This is a genomic window from Psychrobacillus insolitus, assembly GCF_003254155.1.
Taxonomy (GTDB): domain Bacteria; phylum Bacillota; class Bacilli; order Bacillales_A; family Planococcaceae; genus Psychrobacillus; species Psychrobacillus insolitus.
The window spans coordinates 1,274,389-1,296,706 of sequence record NZ_QKZI01000001.1; the positions used below are offsets into that span (position 1 = coordinate 1,274,389).

General features: G+C 35.8%; 21 protein-coding genes and 1 other annotated feature. Of the genes, 4 read left to right on the forward strand and 17 right to left on the reverse strand.

Annotated features, from left to right (window positions below; genetic code table 11):
• Positions 1 to 10 precede the first annotated feature (10 nt).
• The 6 genes from C7437_RS06365 to C7437_RS06390 all read right to left on the reverse strand — a co-directional run bounded on the left by C7437_RS06365 (position 11) and on the right by C7437_RS06390 (position 6,317).
• The gene (locus C7437_RS06365) at positions 11 to 937 is read right to left on the reverse strand and encodes an ABC transporter permease (RefSeq protein ID WP_111438779.1); all 927 of its coding nucleotides are present in this window, start codon (positions 935 to 937) and stop codon (positions 11 to 13) included.
• Positions 937 to 1,866, reverse strand: a complete 930-nt coding sequence (locus C7437_RS06370; protein ID WP_111438780.1) for an ABC transporter permease — start codon at positions 1,864 to 1,866, stop codon at positions 937 to 939. The genes C7437_RS06365 and C7437_RS06370 overlap by 1 nt, the downstream gene beginning before the upstream one ends.
• A gap of 211 nt (positions 1,867 to 2,077) precedes the next feature.
• Positions 2,078 to 3,724 carry a peptide ABC transporter substrate-binding protein gene (locus tag C7437_RS06375; protein ID WP_111438781.1) on the reverse strand — a complete coding sequence of 549 codons (1,647 nt, stop codon included), beginning with the start codon at positions 3,722 to 3,724 and terminating at the stop codon, positions 2,078 to 2,080.
• Between the two features lie 204 nt (positions 3,725 to 3,928).
• Positions 3,929 to 4,324 carry a transcriptional regulator SpxA gene (gene spxA / locus C7437_RS06380; protein ID WP_111438782.1) on the reverse strand — a complete coding sequence of 132 codons (396 nt, stop codon included), beginning with the start codon at positions 4,322 to 4,324 and terminating at the stop codon, positions 3,929 to 3,931.
• 299 nt (positions 4,325 to 4,623) lie between these two features.
• Positions 4,624 to 4,989: a hypothetical protein gene (locus tag C7437_RS06385; RefSeq protein ID WP_111438783.1), complete on the reverse strand. Its 366-nt coding sequence runs from the start codon at positions 4,987 to 4,989 to the stop codon at positions 4,624 to 4,626.
• 119 nt (positions 4,990 to 5,108) lie between these two features.
• Positions 5,109 to 6,317, reverse strand: coding sequence for a putative glycoside hydrolase (locus C7437_RS06390; RefSeq protein ID WP_111438784.1), 1,209 nt, complete (start codon positions 6,315 to 6,317; stop codon positions 5,109 to 5,111).
• A 206-nt stretch (positions 6,318 to 6,523) separates the two neighbouring features.
• Positions 6,524 to 6,749 (forward strand) — a binding site (T-box leader).
• A gap of 39 nt (positions 6,750 to 6,788) precedes the next feature.
• Here C7437_RS06390 and trpS point away from each other — a divergent pair.
• Complete coding sequence (gene trpS / locus C7437_RS06395) at positions 6,789 to 7,778, forward strand: tryptophan--tRNA ligase (RefSeq protein ID WP_111438785.1); 990 nt, start codon at positions 6,789 to 6,791, stop codon at positions 7,776 to 7,778.
• On the opposite strand, the gene C7437_RS17500 is transcribed toward trpS, so the two are convergent.
• The 8 genes from C7437_RS17500 to C7437_RS06430 form a co-directional block, all read right to left on the reverse strand.
• A complete protein-coding gene (locus tag C7437_RS17500) occupies positions 7,735 to 7,956 on the reverse strand; it encodes a YuzI family membrane protein (protein ID WP_484278508.1) in 222 nt (73 codons plus the stop codon). The two genes, trpS and C7437_RS17500, sit on opposite strands and share 44 nt — an antisense overlap.
• A gap of 64 nt (positions 7,957 to 8,020) precedes the next feature.
• Positions 8,021 to 9,787 carry an oligopeptide ABC transporter substrate-binding protein gene (locus C7437_RS06400; protein ID WP_111438786.1) on the reverse strand — a complete coding sequence of 589 codons (1,767 nt, stop codon included), beginning with the start codon at positions 9,785 to 9,787 and terminating at the stop codon, positions 8,021 to 8,023.
• A 22-nt stretch (positions 9,788 to 9,809) separates the two neighbouring features.
• Positions 9,810 to 10,721, reverse strand: a complete 912-nt coding sequence (locus C7437_RS06405; protein WP_111438787.1) for an ABC transporter permease — start codon at positions 10,719 to 10,721, stop codon at positions 9,810 to 9,812.
• A gap of 30 nt (positions 10,722 to 10,751) precedes the next feature.
• The gene (gene opp4B / locus C7437_RS06410; RefSeq protein ID WP_111438788.1) at positions 10,752 to 11,714 is read right to left on the reverse strand and encodes an oligopeptide ABC transporter permease; all 963 of its coding nucleotides are present in this window, start codon (positions 11,712 to 11,714) and stop codon (positions 10,752 to 10,754) included.
• A 1-nt stretch (position 11,715) separates the two neighbouring features.
• The gene (locus C7437_RS06415; protein ID WP_111438789.1) at positions 11,716 to 12,663 is read right to left on the reverse strand and encodes an ATP-binding cassette domain-containing protein; all 948 of its coding nucleotides are present in this window, start codon (positions 12,661 to 12,663) and stop codon (positions 11,716 to 11,718) included.
• Positions 12,660 to 13,670, reverse strand: a complete 1,011-nt coding sequence (locus C7437_RS06420) for an ABC transporter ATP-binding protein (protein WP_281269927.1) — start codon at positions 13,668 to 13,670, stop codon at positions 12,660 to 12,662. The genes C7437_RS06415 and C7437_RS06420 overlap by 4 nt, the downstream gene beginning before the upstream one ends.
• A gap of 859 nt (positions 13,671 to 14,529) precedes the next feature.
• Positions 14,530 to 15,762, reverse strand: a complete 1,233-nt coding sequence (gene fabF / locus C7437_RS06425; RefSeq protein ID WP_111439011.1) for a beta-ketoacyl-ACP synthase II — start codon at positions 15,760 to 15,762, stop codon at positions 14,530 to 14,532.
• Positions 15,763 to 15,789: 27 nt separating this feature from the next.
• The gene (locus tag C7437_RS06430) at positions 15,790 to 16,725 is read right to left on the reverse strand and encodes a beta-ketoacyl-ACP synthase III (RefSeq protein WP_111438791.1); all 936 of its coding nucleotides are present in this window, start codon (positions 16,723 to 16,725) and stop codon (positions 15,790 to 15,792) included.
• Between the two features lie 168 nt (positions 16,726 to 16,893).
• Here C7437_RS06430 and C7437_RS06435 point away from each other — a divergent pair, with 168 nt between their 5' ends.
• Positions 16,894 to 17,082 carry a DUF2929 family protein gene (locus C7437_RS06435; RefSeq protein ID WP_111438792.1) on the forward strand — a complete coding sequence of 63 codons (189 nt, stop codon included), beginning with the start codon at positions 16,894 to 16,896 and terminating at the stop codon, positions 17,080 to 17,082.
• Positions 17,083 to 17,121: 39 nt separating this feature from the next.
• Here C7437_RS06435 and C7437_RS06440 read toward each other — a convergent pair whose 3' ends face one another.
• Complete coding sequence (locus C7437_RS06440; RefSeq protein ID WP_111438793.1) at positions 17,122 to 19,248, reverse strand: ATP-dependent Clp protease ATP-binding subunit; 2,127 nt, start codon at positions 19,246 to 19,248, stop codon at positions 17,122 to 17,124.
• 162 nt (positions 19,249 to 19,410) lie between these two features.
• Here C7437_RS06440 and C7437_RS06445 point away from each other — a divergent pair, with 162 nt between their 5' ends.
• Positions 19,411 to 20,106: a Crp/Fnr family transcriptional regulator gene (locus C7437_RS06445; RefSeq protein ID WP_111438794.1), complete on the forward strand. Its 696-nt coding sequence runs from the start codon at positions 19,411 to 19,413 to the stop codon at positions 20,104 to 20,106.
• 129 nt (positions 20,107 to 20,235) lie between these two features.
• Here the strand turns inward: C7437_RS06445 and C7437_RS06450 are convergent, their stop codons facing one another.
• A complete protein-coding gene (locus C7437_RS06450) occupies positions 20,236 to 20,550 on the reverse strand; it encodes a metal-sulfur cluster assembly factor (protein ID WP_111438795.1) in 315 nt (104 codons plus the stop codon).
• A gap of 50 nt (positions 20,551 to 20,600) precedes the next feature.
• On the reverse strand, positions 20,601 to 21,359 hold the full coding sequence (locus C7437_RS06455; protein WP_111438796.1) for an alpha/beta fold hydrolase: 759 nt from the start codon (positions 21,357 to 21,359) through the stop codon (positions 20,601 to 20,603).
• A gap of 135 nt (positions 21,360 to 21,494) precedes the next feature.
• Here C7437_RS06455 and C7437_RS06460 point away from each other — a divergent pair, with 135 nt between their 5' ends.
• Complete coding sequence (locus C7437_RS06460) at positions 21,495 to 22,307, forward strand: Cof-type HAD-IIB family hydrolase (RefSeq protein WP_111438797.1); 813 nt, start codon at positions 21,495 to 21,497, stop codon at positions 22,305 to 22,307.
• Positions 22,308 to 22,318 lie beyond the last annotated feature (11 nt).

Below are 22,318 nucleotides of genomic sequence, written 5' to 3' on the forward strand. Positions count from 1 at the left end.
TACACCCTCTTTATTTACGTAATTTTGGATCAAGTGCGTCACGTAATCCATCACCAACTGCGTTAAATGCAAAAATTGTCAGTGATATAAATAATGCTGGGAATAACAAACGCCAAGGCGCATTTGTAATCGCATTGTTACCTTCAGACGCCATGGTTCCCCAACTCGCTGTTGGAGCAGGAACACCTAAACCTAAATAACTTAGGAAAGATTCTGTAAAGATAGCTGATGGAACTGTCAGAGTCATCGTTACCAAAATAGCTCCTAATGCATTTGGAATTAAGTGACGAATAATTAAATGTTTCGTATTAGCACCTAATGTACGGGCTGCAAGTACATATTCTTGATTTTTTATGGAAAGAACTTCACCACGTACAATACGTGCCATATTGATCCAACCAGTAATCGAAAGAGCAATAATCATTGGAACGAGACCTGGTTGTAAAACTACTAATAATACGATAACTACTAGGAGATAAGGAACAGCTGTTAAGACATCTGCAATACGCATCATGATGTTATCAACTCGTCCACCAGCTAAACCTGAAATACTTCCCCATAATACGCCTATTATTAAATCAATTACAGCAGCGGTTATACCGATGAATAAAGAAATTCTTGCACCTTCCCAAACTCGTACGAAAACATCACGACCCAAATCATCTGTTCCAAACCAGTGAGATAAAGATGGTGCTGCGTTATATACACCTAATTGCTCTCGATAATTGTATTGTGAAAATACAGGCACAAAGATGGCCATTAAAATGACGGCCATTAATACAATTAAACCAATAATCGCTAATTTATTTTGTGAAAAGCGAAGAAAAACTTCTTTCCAAAAAGATACCGACTTATTAGATAATTTTTCTGCCTCTTCGTTTTGGACACCGACGATTCTAAAAAGTTCTTTATCAATTTTTTGATCATGTTGTGACATTATTTTTTCGCTCCTTTCAGCTTAATTCGCGGATCAATAATGCCGTATAAAATATCTACGATCAGAACAGCAAAAAGTAGAATAATTGAATAGAATACCGTTGTACCCATAATGACAGTATAGTCACGATTTGTAATACTTTGTACAAAGTGTTTTCCAAGACCTGGAATTGCAAAGATTTGTTCAACGATGAAACTACCTGTTACTACTCCTGCAGTAAGTGGTCCGAGATAAGTTACAACAGGCAACAAAGCGTTACGTAATGTATGACGATACACAATTGTCCATTTTCCGATACCTTTTGCACGAGCCATTTTTACATAATCACTATTATTTTGCTCTAGCATGCTTGATCGCGTTAGTTTAGCTATGAATCCCATATGTGTAATTGCGATAGCTAGTGCAGGTAATATACTGTATATAAATCCCTTCCATCCACTAATCGGAAACCAACCTAGCTTAAACGCTAAGAAATACTGCATCAATCCTGCAAGAATAAAAGATGGTACAGAAATACCAAGTACCGCAATTGTTGTAGCTAAATAATCAGGGAATCGATTGTGATACAGTGATGAAATAACACCAATTAGCACACCTAAACCTACAGCGATTAACATAGCCTCAATTCCTAATGTTAATGACACAGGGAAACTTTCTGAAATCATGTCATTCGTCGATCGTGCTTTGTATTTCATAGATTCACCAAAATCGAAAGTCGCTGTATCGATTAAATAATCTTTATATTGTATGTACCAAGGATTATTTAAGCCATATGCTTCATTTAAACGTTCCTCAATTTGAGGTGGGAAATCTCTTTCACTAGCAAATGGACTACCTGGCGCAATACGCATTAAGAAAAACGTTGCGGACACAATAATGAACAAAGCTAGTAATATATAGATAATCCTTTTAAAAATATAGCTTATCATTTGAACTTCCTCCTTATCTTTGCCAAATGACAAAAGAAATTACAAGTTGAAATTCTTGCACTTCAAACTATGTACAAGTGCGAGAATTTTGTTTGAGAGTATAAAAAATTTTAAAGAGAGTTGGCATATAGGTCGGTTGAACGACACCATATAAGCCAACTCTCTAACGTCAGAAAAATACCCACTTAATAAACATTAGTTAGTTTAGAACTTATTCGGCAATATCTACCCATTTAAGTTGAACGTTTCCAATTGGGTCTGGTGCCATATCTTTCACTTTATCGTTTTTCACAAATAAACTTGTATAGTAGTAAACTGGTGCTACTGGAAATTCAGTCATTGCGATTGCTTCAGCTGCTTTTAAAATATCAAGACGTTTAGCTGAATCTGTCTCCACTAACGATTGTTGCATCAATTCTTTATATTCTGCATTTTCCCAACCTGTATCATTGTTACCATTGGCAGCTGTTGAATACATTTCTAAGAATGAATAAGCATCGTTGTAGTCTGCAATCCATCCCATACGAGCTACATTGTAGTCTAGTGCACTCACTTTTTCTAAATAAACTTGCCATTCAGAGTTATCAATCGTTACTTCAATACCTAAGTTTTTGCTCCAGCCTTCTTGAACAAATTGAGCAATAGCAGCATGTGCTTCACTTGTATTGATAGAAAGACCAATTTTGATTTCACTTGGATCTTTAATTCCTAGCTCATCCATCCCTAATTGAAGTGCTGCTTTAGCTCCTTCAATATCGTTATCTTTCATATAACCACGATCATCTTCAAATCCTTCGACAGCTGCAGGAACCATACCTAGTGCTGGCTGTTGTTCTCCTTTAGTTACATTATCTATTAATTCTTGACGGTTAATAGCTAATGTTAATGCCTTACGAATGTTTGCATTTGATGTAAATTCACCCTCAGTATTAAGTTTATACCAATAAATAGCAGCATAGTTATCTATTTGTAGTGAACCATCTTCTTTAAAACTATCTATTGAATCTAATGCTACTGTTTGGTAAGGAGCACCTAAGAAATCAATATCCCCGGCTTTAAACATAGTAACTGCCGTATTCTCTTTATCTACCATATCCATGTTTACAGAAGTAAGATTAACTGATTTTGCATCCCAGTATTCAGTAAATTTCTTTAACTTAATGTTAGAACTATGACTCCAATCACTTAATGTGAAAGGTCCGTTTGTTACAAAGTCTTCCCCAGCATCTGCGTACCAATCTGGGTTTGCTGTTGCAACTTTTTCATTAACTGGCATGTACGTATAAAATGCTGTTAACTCTAAGAAATATGGTGTTGGATTTTCTAATGTTACTTCTAGTGTTTTTTCGTCAACTGCTTTAATAGCCACATCTTCGAATGTACCTTCACCTAAGTTGAAGGCTTCAGCACCTTTAATATAGTAAAGTTGAGATGCATATTCAGAAGCATTCTCAGGGTTTAAGGCAAATTCCCAACCATAGACAAAGTCTCCTGCTACAACTGGATCTCCATTTGACCATAACGCATCACGTAATGTGAATGTATATGTTAATTGGTCTTCACTAACTTCAATTTTTTCTGCCATTGCGTTCTCTGGGGCAGCATCTTTATTTAAACGTGTTAAACCTTCAAAAACATTTGTTAAAATTGCTCCCGAAGTCGAATCTGTAGCTAACTGCGGATTTAATGTTGGTGGCTCAGATGGAATTACAAGATTAAGTTCTTTTGATTTTGCAGAACTATCTTTTGAACCTACATCGGAATCATCTGTAGATTCACCGCCGAAATTACAAGCGGCTAATACCAAAGTAACTATCGCTAGTAGTGTTAATAATAAATAATTTTTCTTCTTCGACATTTTAATACCCCCAATATTTTTATAAAATCGACTGACGTCAGACTTCTGAACGCAGCTTCAATCTAATATAACAAAGATTCTAAATAAATAAAACCCCAAATTCACAAAACCTTATCACGCTTTGAAAACCCTTACATTTGTAATTTAATAAAAGTTGGTTATTTCTCAAATATTCTTTGAAAAACAACCAACTTTTATTTTCTTTTAATTAACCATTCTTTGCGCTTCAAGTAATTGATACGCTCTAACTTTTCTTGGTAAGAATCTACGAATTTCATCTTCGTTATATCCAACTTGCAAACGTTTTTCATCCAAAATGATTGGACGACGTAGTAACCCTGGATGTTCTTGAATCAATTCATACAACCGTTGCAATGGAAGACTTTCAACATCGACATTTAATTTTTGGAAAATCTTCGAACGAGTTGAAATGATTTCATCTGTTCCATCTTCCGTCATTCTTAAAATTTCTTTAATTTCACTTATAGTAAGTGGCTCTGAAAAAATGTTCCGTTCTGTATACGGAATGTCATGTTCTTCTAACCACGCTTTAGCTTTTCTACAAGAAGTACAACTTGGTGAAGTAAATAATGTTACCATCAATACAAACACTTCCCTTCAATTAGTCATTCTGTTATATAAATTAGATTATAATTAGTTTAATTAAGTAGTCTATTTTTTAAGTATACACCAATTTTTTATTATTTAAAATACATTTAGAAGAAAAATTTTACTATTTAATTGCTTTGACACAATTTAGATAAAATTATCTTCCTATAGCTTGTATATCGGTAAAGTATGAAGCCTACTTATTTTATACCCATCTCTTTTCCTTTTTAAACATAAAAACGTAAAAATAAATCGGATTCTCATTTAGAAAATCAAATTGAAAATGCCTGTTATACTAATAATACGAATTGATTGAAAAAAAGTTTCATATTTTCATATTTTTTATAAAAAAATATGAAAATATGAAGAAAAGTGCTAAAGCGCCCTTTTTCTATATGGACGTCGCCGGTTCGCTTTGGACGAAACTTATTGTCATAGAATAAACGAGAAAAAGATCGAGGAGCATTCATCCAAGTAAGGCGTGAAATGACAGCCGAAATATCATCTTCGGCGTCCTCTTTAGGTAAGCATACGGCTCCTCTCTTCTTAACAAAAGCTTTCACAAAGTGATTTCGATTATTTTTGGAGAGCGGTGGACGGTCGTAAACTACATGATTACTAAAAATAGGAGGAGCTGAAGAAAGTGACGCAGTCATTTTCTTCAGCTCCTCCTATTTTAATTTAAGTGTAAGTCTTTCGTACTGTCCGGAGCGTTCTAGAAAAATCGTACAACCTGTTTTCGAAGTCGAGGAAATTCTAATACTTTTTTTAAAAATTAGGGAGTATAGTCTACACCCTGTGAATAATTATTACCTGCATTCCATAATAAATACTCATTTATGCCAGCTTCACTTAAAGCCCTAATTTGATCTTGTACTTGTTCTTTCCCATAAACTTGATAATTCCCCGAACCTAAATAGGAAGCAGTAAAATCTTGGAGCCATGGACGCGACAAAGGTGGTGATTTCAATTCCCCTAACTTGGCATTTTCTATTTTGGCATATTCTTGTACCAATCGATATGGTTCCAAGTCAGGTTTTGCAATACCAAAATAAGATGTCCAATGGCTCGGATAGATCATAGAAGAAATAACATCTACATTTTCTGAAATCTTCAAGAAATTTTGTCCAATCCCAGGCGCTTCAGGGAGAGTTGCAGAGTATCCAAATATGTCCACTGACACTTGGGCTCCGTAAGGCTTCAATTGTTCTCTAGCATAAGCTACAAAGTCTGTTACAGCTTGAACACGACGTTGAGTAAGATCTAACTCAGAATTTTCGTATTTACCCATCGAATAAGTTAAAGTATCATCTCTATTTTCAAATCCTTCAGGAAAACGAACATAGTCAAATTGAATTTCTTTAAAGCCCATTTTAGCAGCTTCAATTGCTATTTCTACATTATAATCCCAAACCTCTTGCAAAAAAGGATTTACAAACGCTTCTCCACGTCCATTCTTCCAAACTGTAGAACCATCAACAAATGACCATTCCGGCTTTCTTTCTGCAAGTTCCGTATCCTTAAATACTACAACACGTGCTATTGGGTAGATTTTTTTTTCTTCCATTACTTCTAACATTGCACGTGGGTCTTTTATGTACGGCTTACCAATAGCATATTTCGTTAAAGTCGATTGTTCATTAGGCACATATGTCAGATTTCCAAAATCATCTTTAATATCAATCACCATTGCATTTAACTCAGTAGCATCCATTAGTTCAACTAATTTGTTAAATCTTGCTCCTCCAGCCGAATGTCCTGTTACGTATACACCTCTAACAGCATCTGGATATTCGAATGTAAGTCCAGAATCAAACATAAATAACTTTGATGTAGCAACAATTGTTTCGTCTATATTAGTAAATCCATATTCCTTCGTTGAAAAATCCTCCGAAAATAATATTTCTTCTGCTAGAACGGTCTGTGGTAATAAAATGCAGGTTGCTACAATCAAAGACCCAACCCATTTCATAGATTTTCTCATATGAATCCTCCTTTCACCTTTATGAACTTATTCTAACAATAGTATATATCGAATGAAAGAGAATTATGTTTAGAAAAGCGCAAGCGCCTATTACTGCGCAGGGGCACCGTTCTTCTGCGACGAGCTTGCGCTAGAGAGAGACCAAACAAATACGTCTCTACCTTGATTAATACATTTCGTCTATATTATAATAGACAAAAGTATATAACGATGCTTCGACGAGGAGTAGTACATTTGAATCTGTATGAAAAGAGAGTCTGTGGGTGGTGTAAACAGAACATATAGCAAATGGAATGGACCTCTGAGCAGTTTATGTGAATTAGTAGCAAGTAGCATATTACCGGATCCTTCACGTTACGAAGACGAGTGGCTAATAGTTCAATTATTAGCAAACTGGGTGGTACCACGGATTTAACATCATTCGTCCCTTTTAGGGAGGCATGATGTTTTTTATTTTGAGGAGGAAAAGAAATGAAAAAATTATTTTCAGGTGTCCAACCTACAGGAACCATTACTTTAGGGAATTACATTGGAGCATTTACACAGTTCACTGCACTACAAAATGACTATGAATGTGTGTTTTGTATAGTCGACCAGCATGCCATTACAATGCCGCAAGATCCAGAACAATTAAGAAAACATATCAGGTCCCTTGCAGCACTATATCTTGCTGTAGGAATTGACCCAGAAAAGTCTGTTTTATTTGTTCAATCAGAAGTACCCGCTCATGCACAAGCTGGATGGATCATGCAATGTATTTCCTCTATCGGGGAATTAGAAAGAATGACACAGTTTAAAGATAAATCAGATGGAAAAGATTCTGTCTCTGCAGCATTACTGACGTATCCACCATTAATGGCTGCTGATATCCTGATCTATCAAACCGATATTGTTCCAGTCGGAGATGACCAAAAACAACATATTGAGCTAACACGTGATTTAGCAGAAAGATTTAACAAGCGTTACGGAGAAGTGCTAACGATTCCTGAAATTCAATTACCAAAAAGTGGAGCAAGAATTAAATCACTTCAAGAACCTACGAAGAAAATGAGTAAATCAGATCCAAATCAAAAAGCAACTATTCGTATTTTAGACACACCAAAAGAAATTGAGAAAAAAGTGAAAAGTGCAATGACAGATTCTGAAGGAATTGTTGCATATGATCCAACAAATAAACCTGGTGTGTCCAATTTACTTTCAATTGAATCTGCATTAACGGATGTCTCTATTGAAACGCTTGTACAAAAATATGATGGCAAAGGCTACGGCGATTTTAAAGCTTCTGTTGCGCAAGTAATTATTGAACATTTTGCACCAATCCAAGCTCGATATGAGCAGCTTATTAATTCTTCTGAGCTTGATGATATCCTAGATAGAGGGGCAGAAAAAGCAAACGTTCTAGCTAAAGCTACCTTAGCTAAGATGGAAGACGCAATGGGCCTCGGAAGAAGACGACAATAGTCAACATGCACAGTGAACTAATAAAGATCATAAAGTCTGTAGAGCGAAACATATACATGAGCACTGCATTCCAAGAGTACCCTAATGATAAGAAGTTCAAATACAAAACTACATGCGAGCAACTTATGACTGCTACTCCGTAACTTATTAAAAAGATTAGTAATCTCAATTCTTTCACATCCTTCTTTAACCATATGAAAAACCGTTCCTAAACTTTCGTTTAGAAACGGTTTTTTTATAAATTATTTTATTGGTTCTTCAGCAGTTAGTTCAATTTGGTTTAAATCGAAATCTGTCTCCAAATTTACGTCATAGTGTTTTACACGATCATTGATCGTATAAATAGCTGTACGAAATTGAGTTGGGATAACGGGTGCATTTTTCTCCATATATAATTGCCATTCATGGAATGCATTTGCTCGATAATCTATATCAAAAGCTTTTTTTGAATCGATTGCAGCGATTAACTCATCTAATTTCGGAGTTGTGTACCGGCTGAAGTTAAATGCTGATTCTTTCCCATATAACCCTGCTGGAGATGGGTTAGTACCTGTACTCCATGCAGCCATAAAGATATCAATTTCTGGATCATCCGATTGTACCTTATCATAGTACGAATTGAATTCAATTAATCGACCTGTTGATAATACTACATTAAGACCAACGTCAGCCCAGTTTTGCATATAAAATGTGGTCATCTCTTCTGCGATCGGGTCACCTGCCATGGAAGCCATCTTAATCTCTAGTTTTTCCCCTTTTGGAGTTTCACGTAAATCATCCCCATCTGTATCTACATATCCAGCTTCATCAAGAATTTCATTTGCTTTATCTACATTGTATGTGTATCCTTCTAATGTTTCATCGTAGTATGATTCAAATACTGGTGGAATTAAAGAGTTTGCACGAGAACGTAAACCGTAATAATAAACTTCATTTACTTGTTCAATGTCAAGTGCATACCCCATTGCTTGTCTTAATTTTACATCTGCCATTTTAGCTTGTGGATCCATTGTTGAAATACCTGTAGTTGTATCGTATTTACCTAATTTAAACCCTAAATAAGAATAGGAAAGTTCTGGTTGAGCTAAAATTGTAATATTTTCAAAATCTCTTACTTCCGGATATGTTGTTGCAGGTAATGAACCAGCGGTCATATCATATTTACCTGTTTCAATCGCTTTTGCAATTGAACTAGTCGGTACTACTTTTACTATTACGCCATCTAGTTTTGCGGCACCTTTCCAATAGTGTTCATTTCTTGCGAATTGAATCGACTCACCTGGTACGATTTTATCAAATTTAAATGCACCTAATGTTACTGGGTTTTTGCGCACTGCATCAGATTCCAAAAGCTTTCCAACTGGAATGCCTTTCATAATATGACTTGGTTCAGCATAGCCCCAGAGTCCATCACCAATAGAGAAGATTGCAGGTGATAATTTAGTAAATGAAATTTCTAACGTAGTGTCATCTACTTTTTTCAATCCTGAGATTGTGTCCGCTTTTCCGTTATGATAGTCAACTGCACCAATGATGTTTTGGAAATCACCATCATAGCGTACACCTTCGTAATCAGGGTGACCGATAATTAAATATGGTTGGATTAAGTCTTCAATTTTAAGTGCTTGTCCATCAGACCATTTTATGCCTTCACGGATTTTCACGATTGCTTTATTGTTAGCTTGATCAACTTCTAGCGAGGCAATTCCCTGATCATTCACTAAAAATTCTCCATCCGTTTCAAAAATGACATTGCTTGCGTATCCCATAATGTCAGCATCATAACTATCTTCATACAACACCCATGAGAAAATCCCTTGGAAAGGAGTGTCCGTTCCAAGTGCAACTTTTAAAGTTCCACCCTCAATTGCTTCTCCTTCATTGTCTACAACTAAAGGGAATTTAGTTAAATCTGCTGGTCCAGAAGAATCATCATTGCCGGTACATGCACCAAGAACTAGCATGGGGGCTATCAGTAGTACAAGCATTGTCCAAAGTTTTTTACTCATTCGTTTCCTCCCTAGATATATGTTATCCGAGACGCTGTTTAGCATCTGCAGATCTGCGAATAGCTTGACCAACATAGTTGATTGCTAGCATCAAGAATAAGATTAACAATGATGCAGGCAACCACACCCACCATTTTTCTTCTAATATAAGTGGATTATTTGCATAACTAACAAGTGTCCCTAAACTAGGAACAGATGGTGGCAAACCAAAACCTAAATAAGATAATCCCGTTTCAAGCCCTACATTCCCTGCAAAGTTAAGTGTCATTTCTACGATTAATATAGAGCTTAAATTCGGCATTATTTCCTTGAAAATAATTGTTGTATCTCTAGTGCCCATTGTTTTGGATGCATTGACGTAATCACGTCTACTTTCGGTTAGTGACTTACTCCTTACTAGACGGGCAGTACCCACCCAGAGGAATGTACTCATGATGAAGATAAATTCAGTTACTGTATATTTGGGTATCATAGTCACCAAAACAATAATAATCATGAGAGAAGGTATCGTTATAAAGAAGTCTATGATTCGCATGAAGATATTATCAATCCATCCACCAAAATAACCCGTGATTAGTCCAACTGCAATGCCGATAAATCCAGTAATAAGCGTCACGAAAAAAGCAATGGTAATAGAGTTACGAGCACCTAAAATCAGCTGTCCTGATATAGACCGTCCACCCTGATCTGCTCCAAAGAAAAATTTTTCTCCCGGCTCTGCAAATTTATCTCGAGGACTGACTTTCATTAGTTGATCTTGATCTATAAAATTAGCCACTATAAAAATGGCGAGAAGAGTGACAAATAAACCGACTAAAGAAAACATTGCTAATTTATCTTTTTTAAACTCTCGTATAATTACTTGAAAACCACTAGGTGGAGAACTCATCGCATATTCATTTTGACTTTTTGTATTTACTAATTGCTCACTCATTTTGCCTCTCTCCTAAGCGCTTATTTTAAGTCAATCTATCCTAATGCGAGGATCTACAATACTCATGATGATATCGGATAATAGACTACCTAATAATGTTAAGAAGCCAAAAAGTAATACTAATGCTGTAATGACGCTATAGTCTCGGGAAGAGATAGACTGCATAAATAATTGCCCCATTCCTGGATAACCAAAGATAGATTCGATAAAAATGGATCCCCCTAGTAGTCCAGTAATTGTGAATCCAAAGAAAGCAGCAATTGGTAATAATGAATTTCTAAATATATGTTTGCTATACACTTTACGAATTGGAATACCTTTACTCCTAGCTGTCCTCACATAATCCATTGATTTGGAATCGATTATTTCGGAACGAAGATATTGTATGACACCGGTTGTACCTAAAACTGCATACGTAATTGCAGGTAATAACATGTGATAAATTTTGCTCCATATATACGCTTTCGTACTTTCTTCATATTTAATATCAACCGTTCCTGCCGTAGGAAACCAGCCAAGTTGATAGCCAAATAAAAACAAAAAAATTAACCCTAATACAAATGTTGGAATAGCATAGCTGACAAAGCTATATAAAACGATCGATTTATCTACAAGTGTATCTTGATATCTCCCTGCTAATACCCCTAACGGAATGGCAATCAAATAAAGTAGGACAACGCTTAATAAGGACAACCAAAGCGTATTCATCGCACGTTCTCCGATTAAATCAGCTACTGGTACCTTATATGTATAACTTTTTCCGAAGTCCCCTTGAGCTACCCCTATAATCCAGTTAGCATATTGCACATACCACGGATCATAAAAGCCTGCTTCTTCCCGTAATTCTTCAATACGATTCGCATCTGATTCTGGTGTGATTAAACCAGTAAATGGATCCCCTGGCATCTGCTTAGCCATTATAAAAATGAGTAAACTAAGTATCAATAACTGAGGGATCATTGAAAGTACTCGTCGTAATAATGTTTTCCACATACTAGATGACCCACTTTTCTTTAGCAGTCATTGCTACTTGATGCGTAGCTGAAATTGGATGTAAATCAAACACTCTCCCATTTTCATCAAAATACTGATGTTGTTCTTTATGAAAATTTTCTTCCACAAGAATGCGTTCCTTTTTACGTGCTTGCCTTGTATCAGGCTCGATCATTGGAATTGCTGATAATAATCGCTTCGTATAAATATGTTTGGGAGACTGATAGATATCTTCTCTCGTTCCCGATTCTACGAAACGACCTTTATACATAATGGAAATATAGTCACACATATGTTTTACAACACCTAAATCATGCGAAATAAACAAATAGCTTAGTCCTAATTCATCTTGAATATCTTTCAAAAAATTCAATACTTGTGCTTGAACGGAAAGATCAAGTGCAGAAACAGGTTCATCTGCAATAATTAACTTAGGATTAGTAGCTATTGCACGTGCAATACCAATCCGCTGCTTTTGTCCACCTGAAAATTCATGAGCATATTTAAATTTTGCATCTTCCGGCATTCCGACAATCGCTAGTAATTCGTTAATTTTTCGCTTCTCTTCTAAATCGGAAAGCTTTAAAAAATTGCGTATTGGTTCTGCAATAATATCTTGCACCCGTTTGCGTGGATTTAAACTTGAATTTGCATCCTGGAAAATCATTTGAATATCACGATTAAAGCTTGAGTTTCGGTTGCGGCGTTTATTCGTCACATCTTCTCCCTCGTATATAATACGACCAGAAGTAATTTTTTCTAACCCAATAACGGCTTTTCCCGTTGTAGATTTACCACATCCAGATTCTCCAACTAATCCATATGTTTTTCCTTTTTCAAACTCTAAGCTAATGCCATCAACTGCGAGTACATGATCCACAACATCATTAAAGAACCCACCTCGAATTGGATAATGGACATGTAAATCTCTAATCTGCATAAAACTCATCGTAAACTTCCTCCTTCGCTTTCAAAATGGAAGTATTTAAAACAAGTACATCTGACAAAATGACCTGGAGAAACTTCATGAAGTGATGGTTCTGCTTCATGATTTGACTCTGGTATCCATGGAATACGTGGGGAGAAACGACATCCCGTTCTCGGTAATTTGGCTAAAGACGGTACTAGTCCTTGTATTACTTGCAGTTTTTCATTTTCACTGTTCATTTGTGGAATGGAATTCAATAATGACCGAGTATATGGATGCTTTGGATTTGAGAATAATTCTTCTACAGGTGCTTCTTCAATAATTTGGCCAGCATACATAACCGCTACACGGTCCGCTACTTCCGCTACTACACCAAGGTCATGCGTTATTAAGATAATACCTGCTCCTGTTTCCATTTGAAGTTCACTTAGTAAATCTAATATTTGGGCTTGAATTGTTACATCTAGAGCTGTAGTAGGCTCATCTGCAATAATAATATTTGGCTTACATGAAATTGCTATTGCGATTATGACACGTTGACGCATACCACCCGATAATTGATGTGGAAATTGGTTTGCAGTTCTCTCAGGGTTAGGAATACCTACTTGATACAGCAAATTTAGTACGCGTTGTATCCGCTGTTCTTTTGAAAGTTTGGAATGGTATATTAAACTTTCTTCAATTTGCTCTCCAATTCGCATCAGTGGATTTAATGCAGATAATGGATCTTGGAATATCATTCCGATTTCTTCTCCGCGAATATTATTTAATGCTTCTTCATCAAGAGAAGCTAAATTACTATTTTTGTAATAAATTCCACCTCGTACTCTTGTTTTATTGTGATCATGTAGTCCAATAATGGAAGTAGCCAATGTGCTTTTTCCACATCCCGATTCTCCAACTATTGCAAGAATTTCGTTTTTCTTTAACGAAATTGATACACCATCGACTGCATCATAATATATGTCTTTTATTCGATAACCTGTATGTAAATCTCTTATCGTTAAAAGTTCCTCTGAAATGACCAAAAGTAAAACTCCTTTCATTCAATCGACTATAAATTTATCTACTACCTGTGAAAGTTTGGACTTGATTATTTTTTGTATCTCTGATTATTCTATTGCTTGAGAGTGAAGTCTATTCCAGTAAGATTACAATCTCGAAAAAAACTTTATCGATTTTTTTCGCTTGAAAACAGTACAAATTCAAGTCCATATCGGATAGTTATAAACTTCAGTGTTACTTTGTAGCTTTTACATATTTAATTAGTATTAAACATCATCATTTTTAGGAAATCTAAGGAAATAGAAGCTACGTGACTGTCACAGCTCATAAATACAGGGGCGGGAAAGTAGTTCTGTTTGGTTGATTGTTTAAAAAAGTTGGAATTGTCACTTCATAGGAATGGAAACCAAAACGAGACTGCGTACTGTCCCTGTGTCAGACTCAAATGTTTTTTCAATTTGTGGCTGACACAGGGACAGATTCCTAAACCACGCCAGAAAAACCAACACAGCGCCCAGGAGTTCGACACAAATGCCCCTTCAATTTGTGGCTGACTCCTGGGCGCGCTCACAGAAAAAAACAAGTACTGTGACTAGATAGACACCTACCATTACTACACGTTTAATATTTCTATTTAAATCAATAATCATGATTTATAAAATATAGCAATTTGAATATACGACTTATCCGAAAATAAGCGCAAAAAGAGACTTTTCTCCTGTTTTTGTGCTTATTTTAAAATATGTCGTGTGTAAGTTTTGCACATTTATGAAGTTGCGGACTTTTTTTGGGGTAGGTTCGTTTGAGGTAGAGGAAATTGTTATACTTTCTCATAAAAAAAGCACCCCCAATTTAATAATTGGGAATGCTTTTTAGAACGATTTATTTTTTAAATAATATACTTGCATTATGTCCGCCAAATCCAAGCGAATTACTCATTGCATATTGGATGTCTGCTTTTCTAGCAACATTCGGCACATAATCTAAATCACAAATTGGATCAGGTGTATCTAAATTTGTAGTCGGAGGTAAAATACCTTCTTTTAATGCAAGCACTGTGAAAATTGCCTCTATACCACCTGCTGCTCCAAGTAAATGACCTGTCATCGATTTAGTTGAACTCATCGCAAGCTTGTATGCATGTTCTCCAAAAACAGATTTTACTGCCAACGTTTCAAACTCATCATTGTATGGTGTGCTTGTTCCGTGTGCATTTATATAATCTACTTGGTCAGGAGTAATACCGGCATCTGCAAGTGCTTGTTTCATAGCTCTAGCAGCTCCTTCTCCTCCTGGTGCTGGAGCGGTAATATGATGCGCATCTCCAGTAGAACCATAACCTATAATCTCTGCATAAATTTTTGCCCCACGAGCAACTGCATGTTCATATTCTTCTAAAATAATAATCCCTGCACCTTCCCCAATAACAAAGCCATTTCGGTTTGCATCGAATGGTCTAGATGCTTTTTCAGGATCTGTATTTAATGTAAGTGCAGTGTTCGAACAAAAACCTGCCACAGACATAGTCGTGATAGGTGATTCAGCTCCACCAGTAATCATCACATCTGCATCACCACGTTCAATTACTTTAAAAGCATCACCAATTGAGTTTGTACCAGAAGCACATGCAGTTACGGTACATGAATTAATCGCTTTTGCACCAAAGTGAATGGAAACTTGGCCAGCAGCCATATCTGGAATCATCATTGGTACGAAAAATGGACTTACTCTACGTGCGCCTTTTTCTAGGAATAAACGGAACTGAGATTCATACGTTTCCATTCCACCGATACCAGATCCAATCCAAACACCAGTACGAAGACCAATTTCTTCTGTAATCGTTAAATTTGCATCCTCCACAGCCATAATAGAAGCTGCTAGCGCATAATGAGTAAAGCGATCCATTTTACGAGCGTCTTTTTTCGAAATATATTTCTCTATATCAAAGTCCTTTACTTCTGCTGCCACTTTAGCTGCAAATAAATCTGCATCTAATCGTGTAAGCATTCCTACTCCAGACTTACCTTCTTTAATACCAGACCATGTTGTTTCTATATCATTACCCAATGGTGTAACAGCGCCTACTCCAGTTACTACTACTCTACGTTTAGTCATGAACATTCATCCCTCCGAAATTAATCGTTATTTTCCCCATTTAAGAGCAATTGCTCCCCAAGTCAAACCACCACCAAAACCTACCATAACAATTACATCATCATCTTTTATTTTACCATTAATAACTTCTTCATTTAAAGAAAGTGGAATAGAGGCTGAAGATGTATTTCCAAACTTATGAATCGTTTTAGACATTTTTTCTACTGGTAAACCTAGTCTTTCTCTTGATGCATCCATTATACGTATGTTTGCTTGGTGTGGAATTAACATATCGATATCTTCTTTATTTAGTCCTGCTTTTTCTATTACACTAGCTGCGGACTCACCCATTTGTCTTACTGCAAATTTGAATACTTCACGACCATTCATCTTAAGATGCGGTCCCTCTTGGTATAAATGCTTACCACCACTTCCAGCAGCACCAAGCTCAAATGATAATATTCCACGGCCTTCGGATACTTTACTTACGACTGCTGCTCCTGCACCATCGCCAAATAAAATAGCTGTATTTCGATCTTCCCAATCTGTAATCTTAGAAAGCTTTTCAACCCCTACTACAAGTACATGGGAATAAGTATCTGACTCTACAAATTGTTTCGCAGTAACTAATCCATACATAAATCCTGCACAAGCAGCAGATATGTCCATTGCTGCAGCATTTACAGCACCTAATTGTTCTTGGAGCATAGTTGATACACTTGGGAATGGCTGATCTGGTGTAACTGTGGCAACTAAGATTAGGCCAATTTGTTCAGGTGAAATGCCTGCATCTTTAATTGCTTCTCTTGCAGCTTTCACCGCCATATCTGAAGTTTCTTCATCAGGTCGTGCAATTCTACGTTCTTCTATTCCAGTCATAGTTCTTATCCATTCGTCGGATGTATCTAATCTTTTTTCAAGGTCTTCATTTGTTAAAACTTGTTCTGGATAATATGTCCCCAACCCAATAATTCCAGCATTCATGAAATTCCCTCTTTTCTTATAATCTAATATTAGTACCTGGTAATAATAATAACGAATTTATGAACATTTTTCAACAACATAGTTTAAAACATGAAATATTCTTTTGAATTGGGCATACTTATGGTACTATGATACATATAGTAAAATTTAGCGTTGAGGTGAAATTACATGAAATATATTATGACAATTCTTTGGTCAGTTCTCTTAGTATCAATGTTGAACTACGTAGTAAGTTCTGTTAATAACGTACCATTTATACTTAGTCATGGATTAATCATGTCTATACTTGTTGCAATTATGATCTTTATCATCACTGCAATTATTCCAAACGAACCAAACCCTACTGAACAACACTAAAAAAAAATCGACTCCCATTCTTCATGGGAGTCGATTTTTTTAATTTAAAACTAATTTACCTTCTTCAATCGAAGCTACTATAGTAGTACCTGGAAGCACTGTTCCGCCGATTAGTAATTTTGCTACAGCAGTTTCTAAATGACGTTGAATGAAACGTTTCAAAGGTCTTGCACCATACGCTGCATCAGTACCTTCCTCCACAATCCACTTAATAACAGAGTCTTCTACTTTCAACGTAATTTCTTGATCGAACAATCTATTTTGAAGTTGTTTCGCATATTTCACTGCGATTTTTTCAAAATGCTGTGCATTTAACGAGTGGAACATAATAATATCATCCATACGATTTAACAACTCTGGTTTAAAATGATTCCGAAGAGCTTCCATTACTAGTGCCTCTTCTTGTTCTTTTACTTCTCCTGTTGTATTCGCAAGATATTGAGAACCAATATTTGAAGTTAAGATGACAATTGTATTCGTAAAATTGACTATTCTACCTTGACTATCTGTAATTCGACCATCATCCATTAGTTGCAACAAAATATTCGCTACATCTGGATGCGCTTTTTCAATTTCATCCAATAAAACAACAGAATAGGGATTTCTGCGGACAGCTTCCGTCAATTGTCCACCTTCTTCATAACCAATATAGCCTGGAGGTGCTCCAACTAAACGAGAAACACTATGTTTCTCCATATATTCGGACATATCGATACGGATAAAATGCTCTTCCGAATCAAATAAATTGGCTGCTAAAGATTTAGCTAATTCTGTTTTACCAACCCCAGTTGGTCCTAAAAATAAGAATGAGCCAATTGGTTTATTCGGATCTTTGATACCAGCTCTAGCACGCCATACAGCTTCGGTTACTAGTTGAATCGCATTGTCTTGTCCTACAACACGTTCCCCAAGCGTTTCTTTTAAACGTAAAAGTTTCTCTCTTTCACCTTCTACCAATTTTGTCACTGGAATTCCGGTCCATCTAGAAACAATAGAAGCAATTTCATCTGTTGTTACTTCTTCACGTAATAAACGAGATTCTGATGCACCATTAATTTCTTCTTCATATACAAGAAGTTCTTTTTCTAATGTAGGTATTTTTCCATGACGAAGTTCTGCTGCTTTATTTAAATCATATTTATTTTCAGCTTCTTCTAATTCTCTACGGTAACGATCTAGTACTTCTCTTTTTTGTTGAATAACTTGAATTGATTCTTTTTCTTTATTCCATTTATTTCGCATTTCGCTAGTGGATTGTTCTAATTCTTTCAAATCAGTTCGTAATTGTTCCAATCTTTTTTGACTAGCTGCATCTTTTTCTTTGATCAATGCCTGTTCTTCTATTTGAAGCTGCATCATTTTTCTTGTTACTTCATCTAGTTCTTGTGGCATAGAGTCAATTTCTGTTCGAATCATTGCACAAGCTTCATCGATTAAATCGATTGCTTTATCTGGTAAAAAGCGTTCTGTAATATAACGATTGGAAAGTTCTGCAGCTGCGATAATTGCTCTGTCATGTATACGAACTCCGTGATGTAACTCAAATCTCTCTTTCAAACCACGTAGAATTGACACTGTATCTTCCACTGATGGTTCACGTACTAAAACTTTTTGGAATCGTCTTTCTAATGCCGCATCTTTTTCAATATTCATGCGATATTCATCCAGAGTTGTAGCACCGATACAATGTAGTTCACCGCGTGCAAGCATTGGTTTTAGCATATTTCCTGCGTCCATTGCTCCTTCTGTTTTCCCTGCTCCTACTATTGTATGAATCTCATCTATGAATAAAATAATTTGACCTTCACTATCTTTTACTTGTTTAAGCACTGCTTGCAAACGTTCTTCAAATTCCCCTCGATATTTTGCACCCGCTATTAAAGAGCCCATATCTAATTCGAAGATTTCTTTTTCTTTTAATCCTTCTGGAACATCTTTCCTTACAATACGTTGTGCTAATCCTTCTACAATAGCGGTTTTACCTACACCTGGTTCACCAATTAGCACCGGGTTATTTTTTGTTTTTCTCGATAAAATTCGAATAACGTCACGAATTTCTTGATCCCGACCGATTACTGGATCCATTTTTCCTTCTTTTACTGCTGTAACTAAATTACGACCGTATGTTTCTAAAGGACTTTTTTCGTCTTGTTGTTTCATTTGCATCCCAACATCCCCTTTAAAAATAGTTTGACTATCTTTGACTAATTTAATTATAAGTCGGATTTTCCCATTTGTAAAGAAATGTGTTTTTTTATATTCCCCTATTACCATAGGGAAATATGGTATTATATTAAATATGTAAGCATGGAAGGGTTGTGAGTTTATTTGAAAGAGAACGATGTTACAGCAACTAATCTCTATTCATTATTCGAGCATTTCGGTTCCATAATTAAGATTGAAAAAGACCGGCCAGTGTTTTCAGAAGGTGAACGTTCTGAAGAGGTTTACTTTATACAATCAGGTTCTGTTCGTATTAGTAAAGATACGGAAAGTGGACGAATTCTTACACTTCGAATTAGTGGAGCTCTAACTTTCATCGGTGAAGCTTCTGTTTTTTGCGAAACTATTTATCATTCTGTTTCAGCAACTGCAATTGAGCCCACACAAGTATTAGCACTATCCCGTTCACAACTAGAAAAATTATTAACCACTTCTCCTGTGAATATGATGGAGTGGATGAAATTAATTCAAGCCCATAACTTAAAAAATGAAACTCGCTTTAGAGACTTATTATTACATGGTAAAAAAGGTGCCCTATTTTCAACTTTAGTTCGGTTATCTAATACGTATGGGGTTCAGCAAGAGAATGGTAGTATTTTGATTAATTATTCGTTAACAAATCAAGAACTAGCGAACTTTTGTGCAACAAGCAGAGAAGTAGTTAATCGAATGTTAAATGATTTAAAAAACAATCAGATTATTTCTTTTCAAAAAGGTATTATTACGATTCATGATTTTGCTTTTTTGAGGAAAGAAATTGAATGCGATAATTGCCCAATAGATATATGCCGGGTTGACTAGAAAACCTGTGCAAAGCGCTCTAAAAATAATCGGACATACCGTGTTCCAAGTCAATGAAATTCTTATACTTTGTAAAAAGCAGTCCCTTCTATAAAAAACTATAGAAGGAACTGCTTTTTATTTATTTTATTATCTTATGCCTAATGCGATTTTTGCATATCTTGACATATTGTCTCTTGACCATGGTGGATTGAAAACAACATTCACTTCTGTTTCCTTCACTTCTGGCAATTCAGCTAATGCAGTTCTTACTTGGTCCACAATCATTGGTCCCATTGGGCAACCAATAGAAGTTAGTGTCATCGTAACAAAAGCTACACCTTCGTCCGTTAGAGCTACATCATATACTAAACCTAAATTGACAATGTCGACTCCTAACTCTGGGTCGATTACATTTTCAAGTGCGGCCATCATACTATCTTTCATATCTTGATCTTGATCCATTTTAAAAAACCTCCTTCACTACTTATCTTAATCATAACAAATTAGCTTGTTTATGCCAAATGGTCTGCTAACCATTTAGTAGATGACAGCATTCCTTTTCGAGAAACTGCATGTCCAGCTGTCTTTTCATGTAAAAATGCTACATGCTTTTCTCCGTACTGATCGATTAACGCATCTACAAAATGTGCAGTTGGTTCAAAAGGAACTACTTGGTCTTTTTCTCCGTGCCAGAAAAGGATGTGTCTGTTCGCGATGTTGCTCATATGTTTCGTCGCATCGAATCTTGCTAAAGTTTGAAACATATTCTCTCGCTCTTCTTGGTTTAATGGGATGTTAAACCCTTTTTGTTCGTATCCCGAAATTTGCCATTTGGCTAATTGTACATAACCGGGTGTTCCCATTAATATTGTTGCAGCATCCAACCATTGGTATGCAGTATAACAGCCTAAAGCAGTTATCCCCCCCATCGAAGTTCCTACAACCCCTATTTTTTGGTCCGTCAAGTATCCTTTTAGTTCCAATTGCTCTTTAAGTACTTCTACTTCTTCAATAGATGTTAATACAATTTCCCAAAAGCGAAGACTCAATTCTACTTGATCTAATGGTTGTTCTCTTTCACCATGTAAATGTGCATCTGGTAAAATAACACGGCATCCTTGATTTACTAATTGGTATGCATAATGTAGATTATGCTCTTTGGCACTTTCAAAACCATGTAAAAACAATACGATTGGTGAATGTACAGTAGTTTCTTCATTATATATATGTAATAAAGGGATATTAGCCCAAGACTCTGATTGCACGATCATTTTCTAACACACCTTTCATCTGTTAATATTATTTTAACAAAGCAATTTAAAATTTACAAAAAGAATAGACTATTGCTTTTGACGTTCAAACATTTAAACGATACACTTTACAGTAGTATGAAAGGAGTTTTACACATGCAACGTCACTTAATAGTCCTAGATTTAGATGGCACTTTACTGACCGATGAGAAAGTCATCTCAGAAAAAACGAAAAATACATTATTACAAGCAAAAGATGCTGGACATGAAATTATGATTGCTACTGGTAGACCATATAGATCGAGCGAAATGTATTATAAACAACTTGGACTCCAAACGCCAATCGTTAATTTTAATGGGGCTTTTGTACATCATCCAATAGATACTTCTTGGAACGTAATACATAAACCAATCGAGCTAAAAGTAGTAAAAGAAGTGTTAGAAGCTGTGCAAAATTTCCCTATAAAAAACATGCTTGCGGAAGTATTAGATGACGTATACTTACATTATCATGATGAAAAAATGTTATCCGCATTTTCACTTGGAGATCCCAAAATTACGACTGGAGATTTACGCACTATTTTAGTCAATGATCCAACTAGTTTACTCATTCATGCAGAAGAAGAATCGGTTTCTTTAATAAGAAAACACTTGGAAGATGTGCATGCAGAAGTGATTGATCATCGTCGTTGGGGTGCTCCATGGGATGTAATCGAAATTATTCGAAATGGTTTAAACAAAGCAGTTGGAATTTCTCATGTTTCCTCGTATTTAAATATTCCACAAGACAGAATCATTGCATTTGGGGATGAAGACAACGACTTGGAAATGATTGAATATGCAGGGATTGGCGTTGCTATGGGAAATGCCATTTCACCACTACAAAATATTGCCAATGAAATTACATTATCTAATAATGAAGATGGTATAGCAGAATTCTTAATAGATAGATTAAATTTAACTAAATAACAAAGTAATAG

Coding starts and splice junctions, on each gene's coding strand:
- C7437_RS06365 (WP_111438779.1), bottom strand. CDS start 937: ATGTCACAACATGATCAAAAAATTGATAAAGAACTTTTTAGAATCGTC.
- C7437_RS06370 (WP_111438780.1), bottom strand. CDS start 1,866: ATGATAAGCTATATTTTTAAAAGGATTATCTATATATTACTAGCTTTG.
- C7437_RS06375 (WP_111438781.1), bottom strand. CDS start 3,724: ATGTCGAAGAAGAAAAATTATTTATTATTAACACTACTAGCGATAGTT.
- spxA (WP_111438782.1), bottom strand. CDS start 4,324: ATGGTAACATTATTTACTTCACCAAGTTGTACTTCTTGTAGAAAAGCT.
- C7437_RS06385 (WP_111438783.1), bottom strand. CDS start 4,989: ATGACTGCGTCACTTTCTTCAGCTCCTCCTATTTTTAGTAATCATGTA.
- C7437_RS06390 (WP_111438784.1), bottom strand. CDS start 6,317: ATGAGAAAATCTATGAAATGGGTTGGGTCTTTGATTGTAGCAACCTGC.
- trpS (WP_111438785.1), top strand. CDS start 6,789: ATGAAAAAATTATTTTCAGGTGTCCAACCTACAGGAACCATTACTTTA.
- C7437_RS06400 (WP_111438786.1), bottom strand. CDS start 9,787: ATGAGTAAAAAACTTTGGACAATGCTTGTACTACTGATAGCCCCCATG.
- C7437_RS06405 (WP_111438787.1), bottom strand. CDS start 10,721: ATGAGTGAGCAATTAGTAAATACAAAAAGTCAAAATGAATATGCGATG.
- opp4B (WP_111438788.1), bottom strand. CDS start 11,714: ATGTGGAAAACATTATTACGACGAGTACTTTCAATGATCCCTCAGTTA.
- C7437_RS06415 (WP_111438789.1), bottom strand. CDS start 12,663: ATGAGTTTTATGCAGATTAGAGATTTACATGTCCATTATCCAATTCGA.
- fabF (WP_111439011.1), bottom strand. CDS start 15,762: ATGACTAAACGTAGAGTAGTAGTAACTGGAGTAGGCGCTGTTACACCA.
- C7437_RS06430 (WP_111438791.1), bottom strand. CDS start 16,725: ATGAATGCTGGAATTATTGGGTTGGGGACATATTATCCAGAACAAGTT.
- C7437_RS06435 (WP_111438792.1), top strand. CDS start 16,894: ATGAAATATATTATGACAATTCTTTGGTCAGTTCTCTTAGTATCAATG.
- C7437_RS06440 (WP_111438793.1), bottom strand. CDS start 19,248: ATGCAAATGAAACAACAAGACGAAAAAAGTCCTTTAGAAACATACGGT.
- C7437_RS06450 (WP_111438795.1), bottom strand. CDS start 20,550: ATGGATCAAGATCAAGATATGAAAGATAGTATGATGGCCGCACTTGAA.
- C7437_RS06455 (WP_111438796.1), bottom strand. CDS start 21,359: ATGATCGTGCAATCAGAGTCTTGGGCTAATATCCCTTTATTACATATA.
- C7437_RS06460 (WP_111438797.1), top strand. CDS start 21,495: ATGCAACGTCACTTAATAGTCCTAGATTTAGATGGCACTTTACTGACC.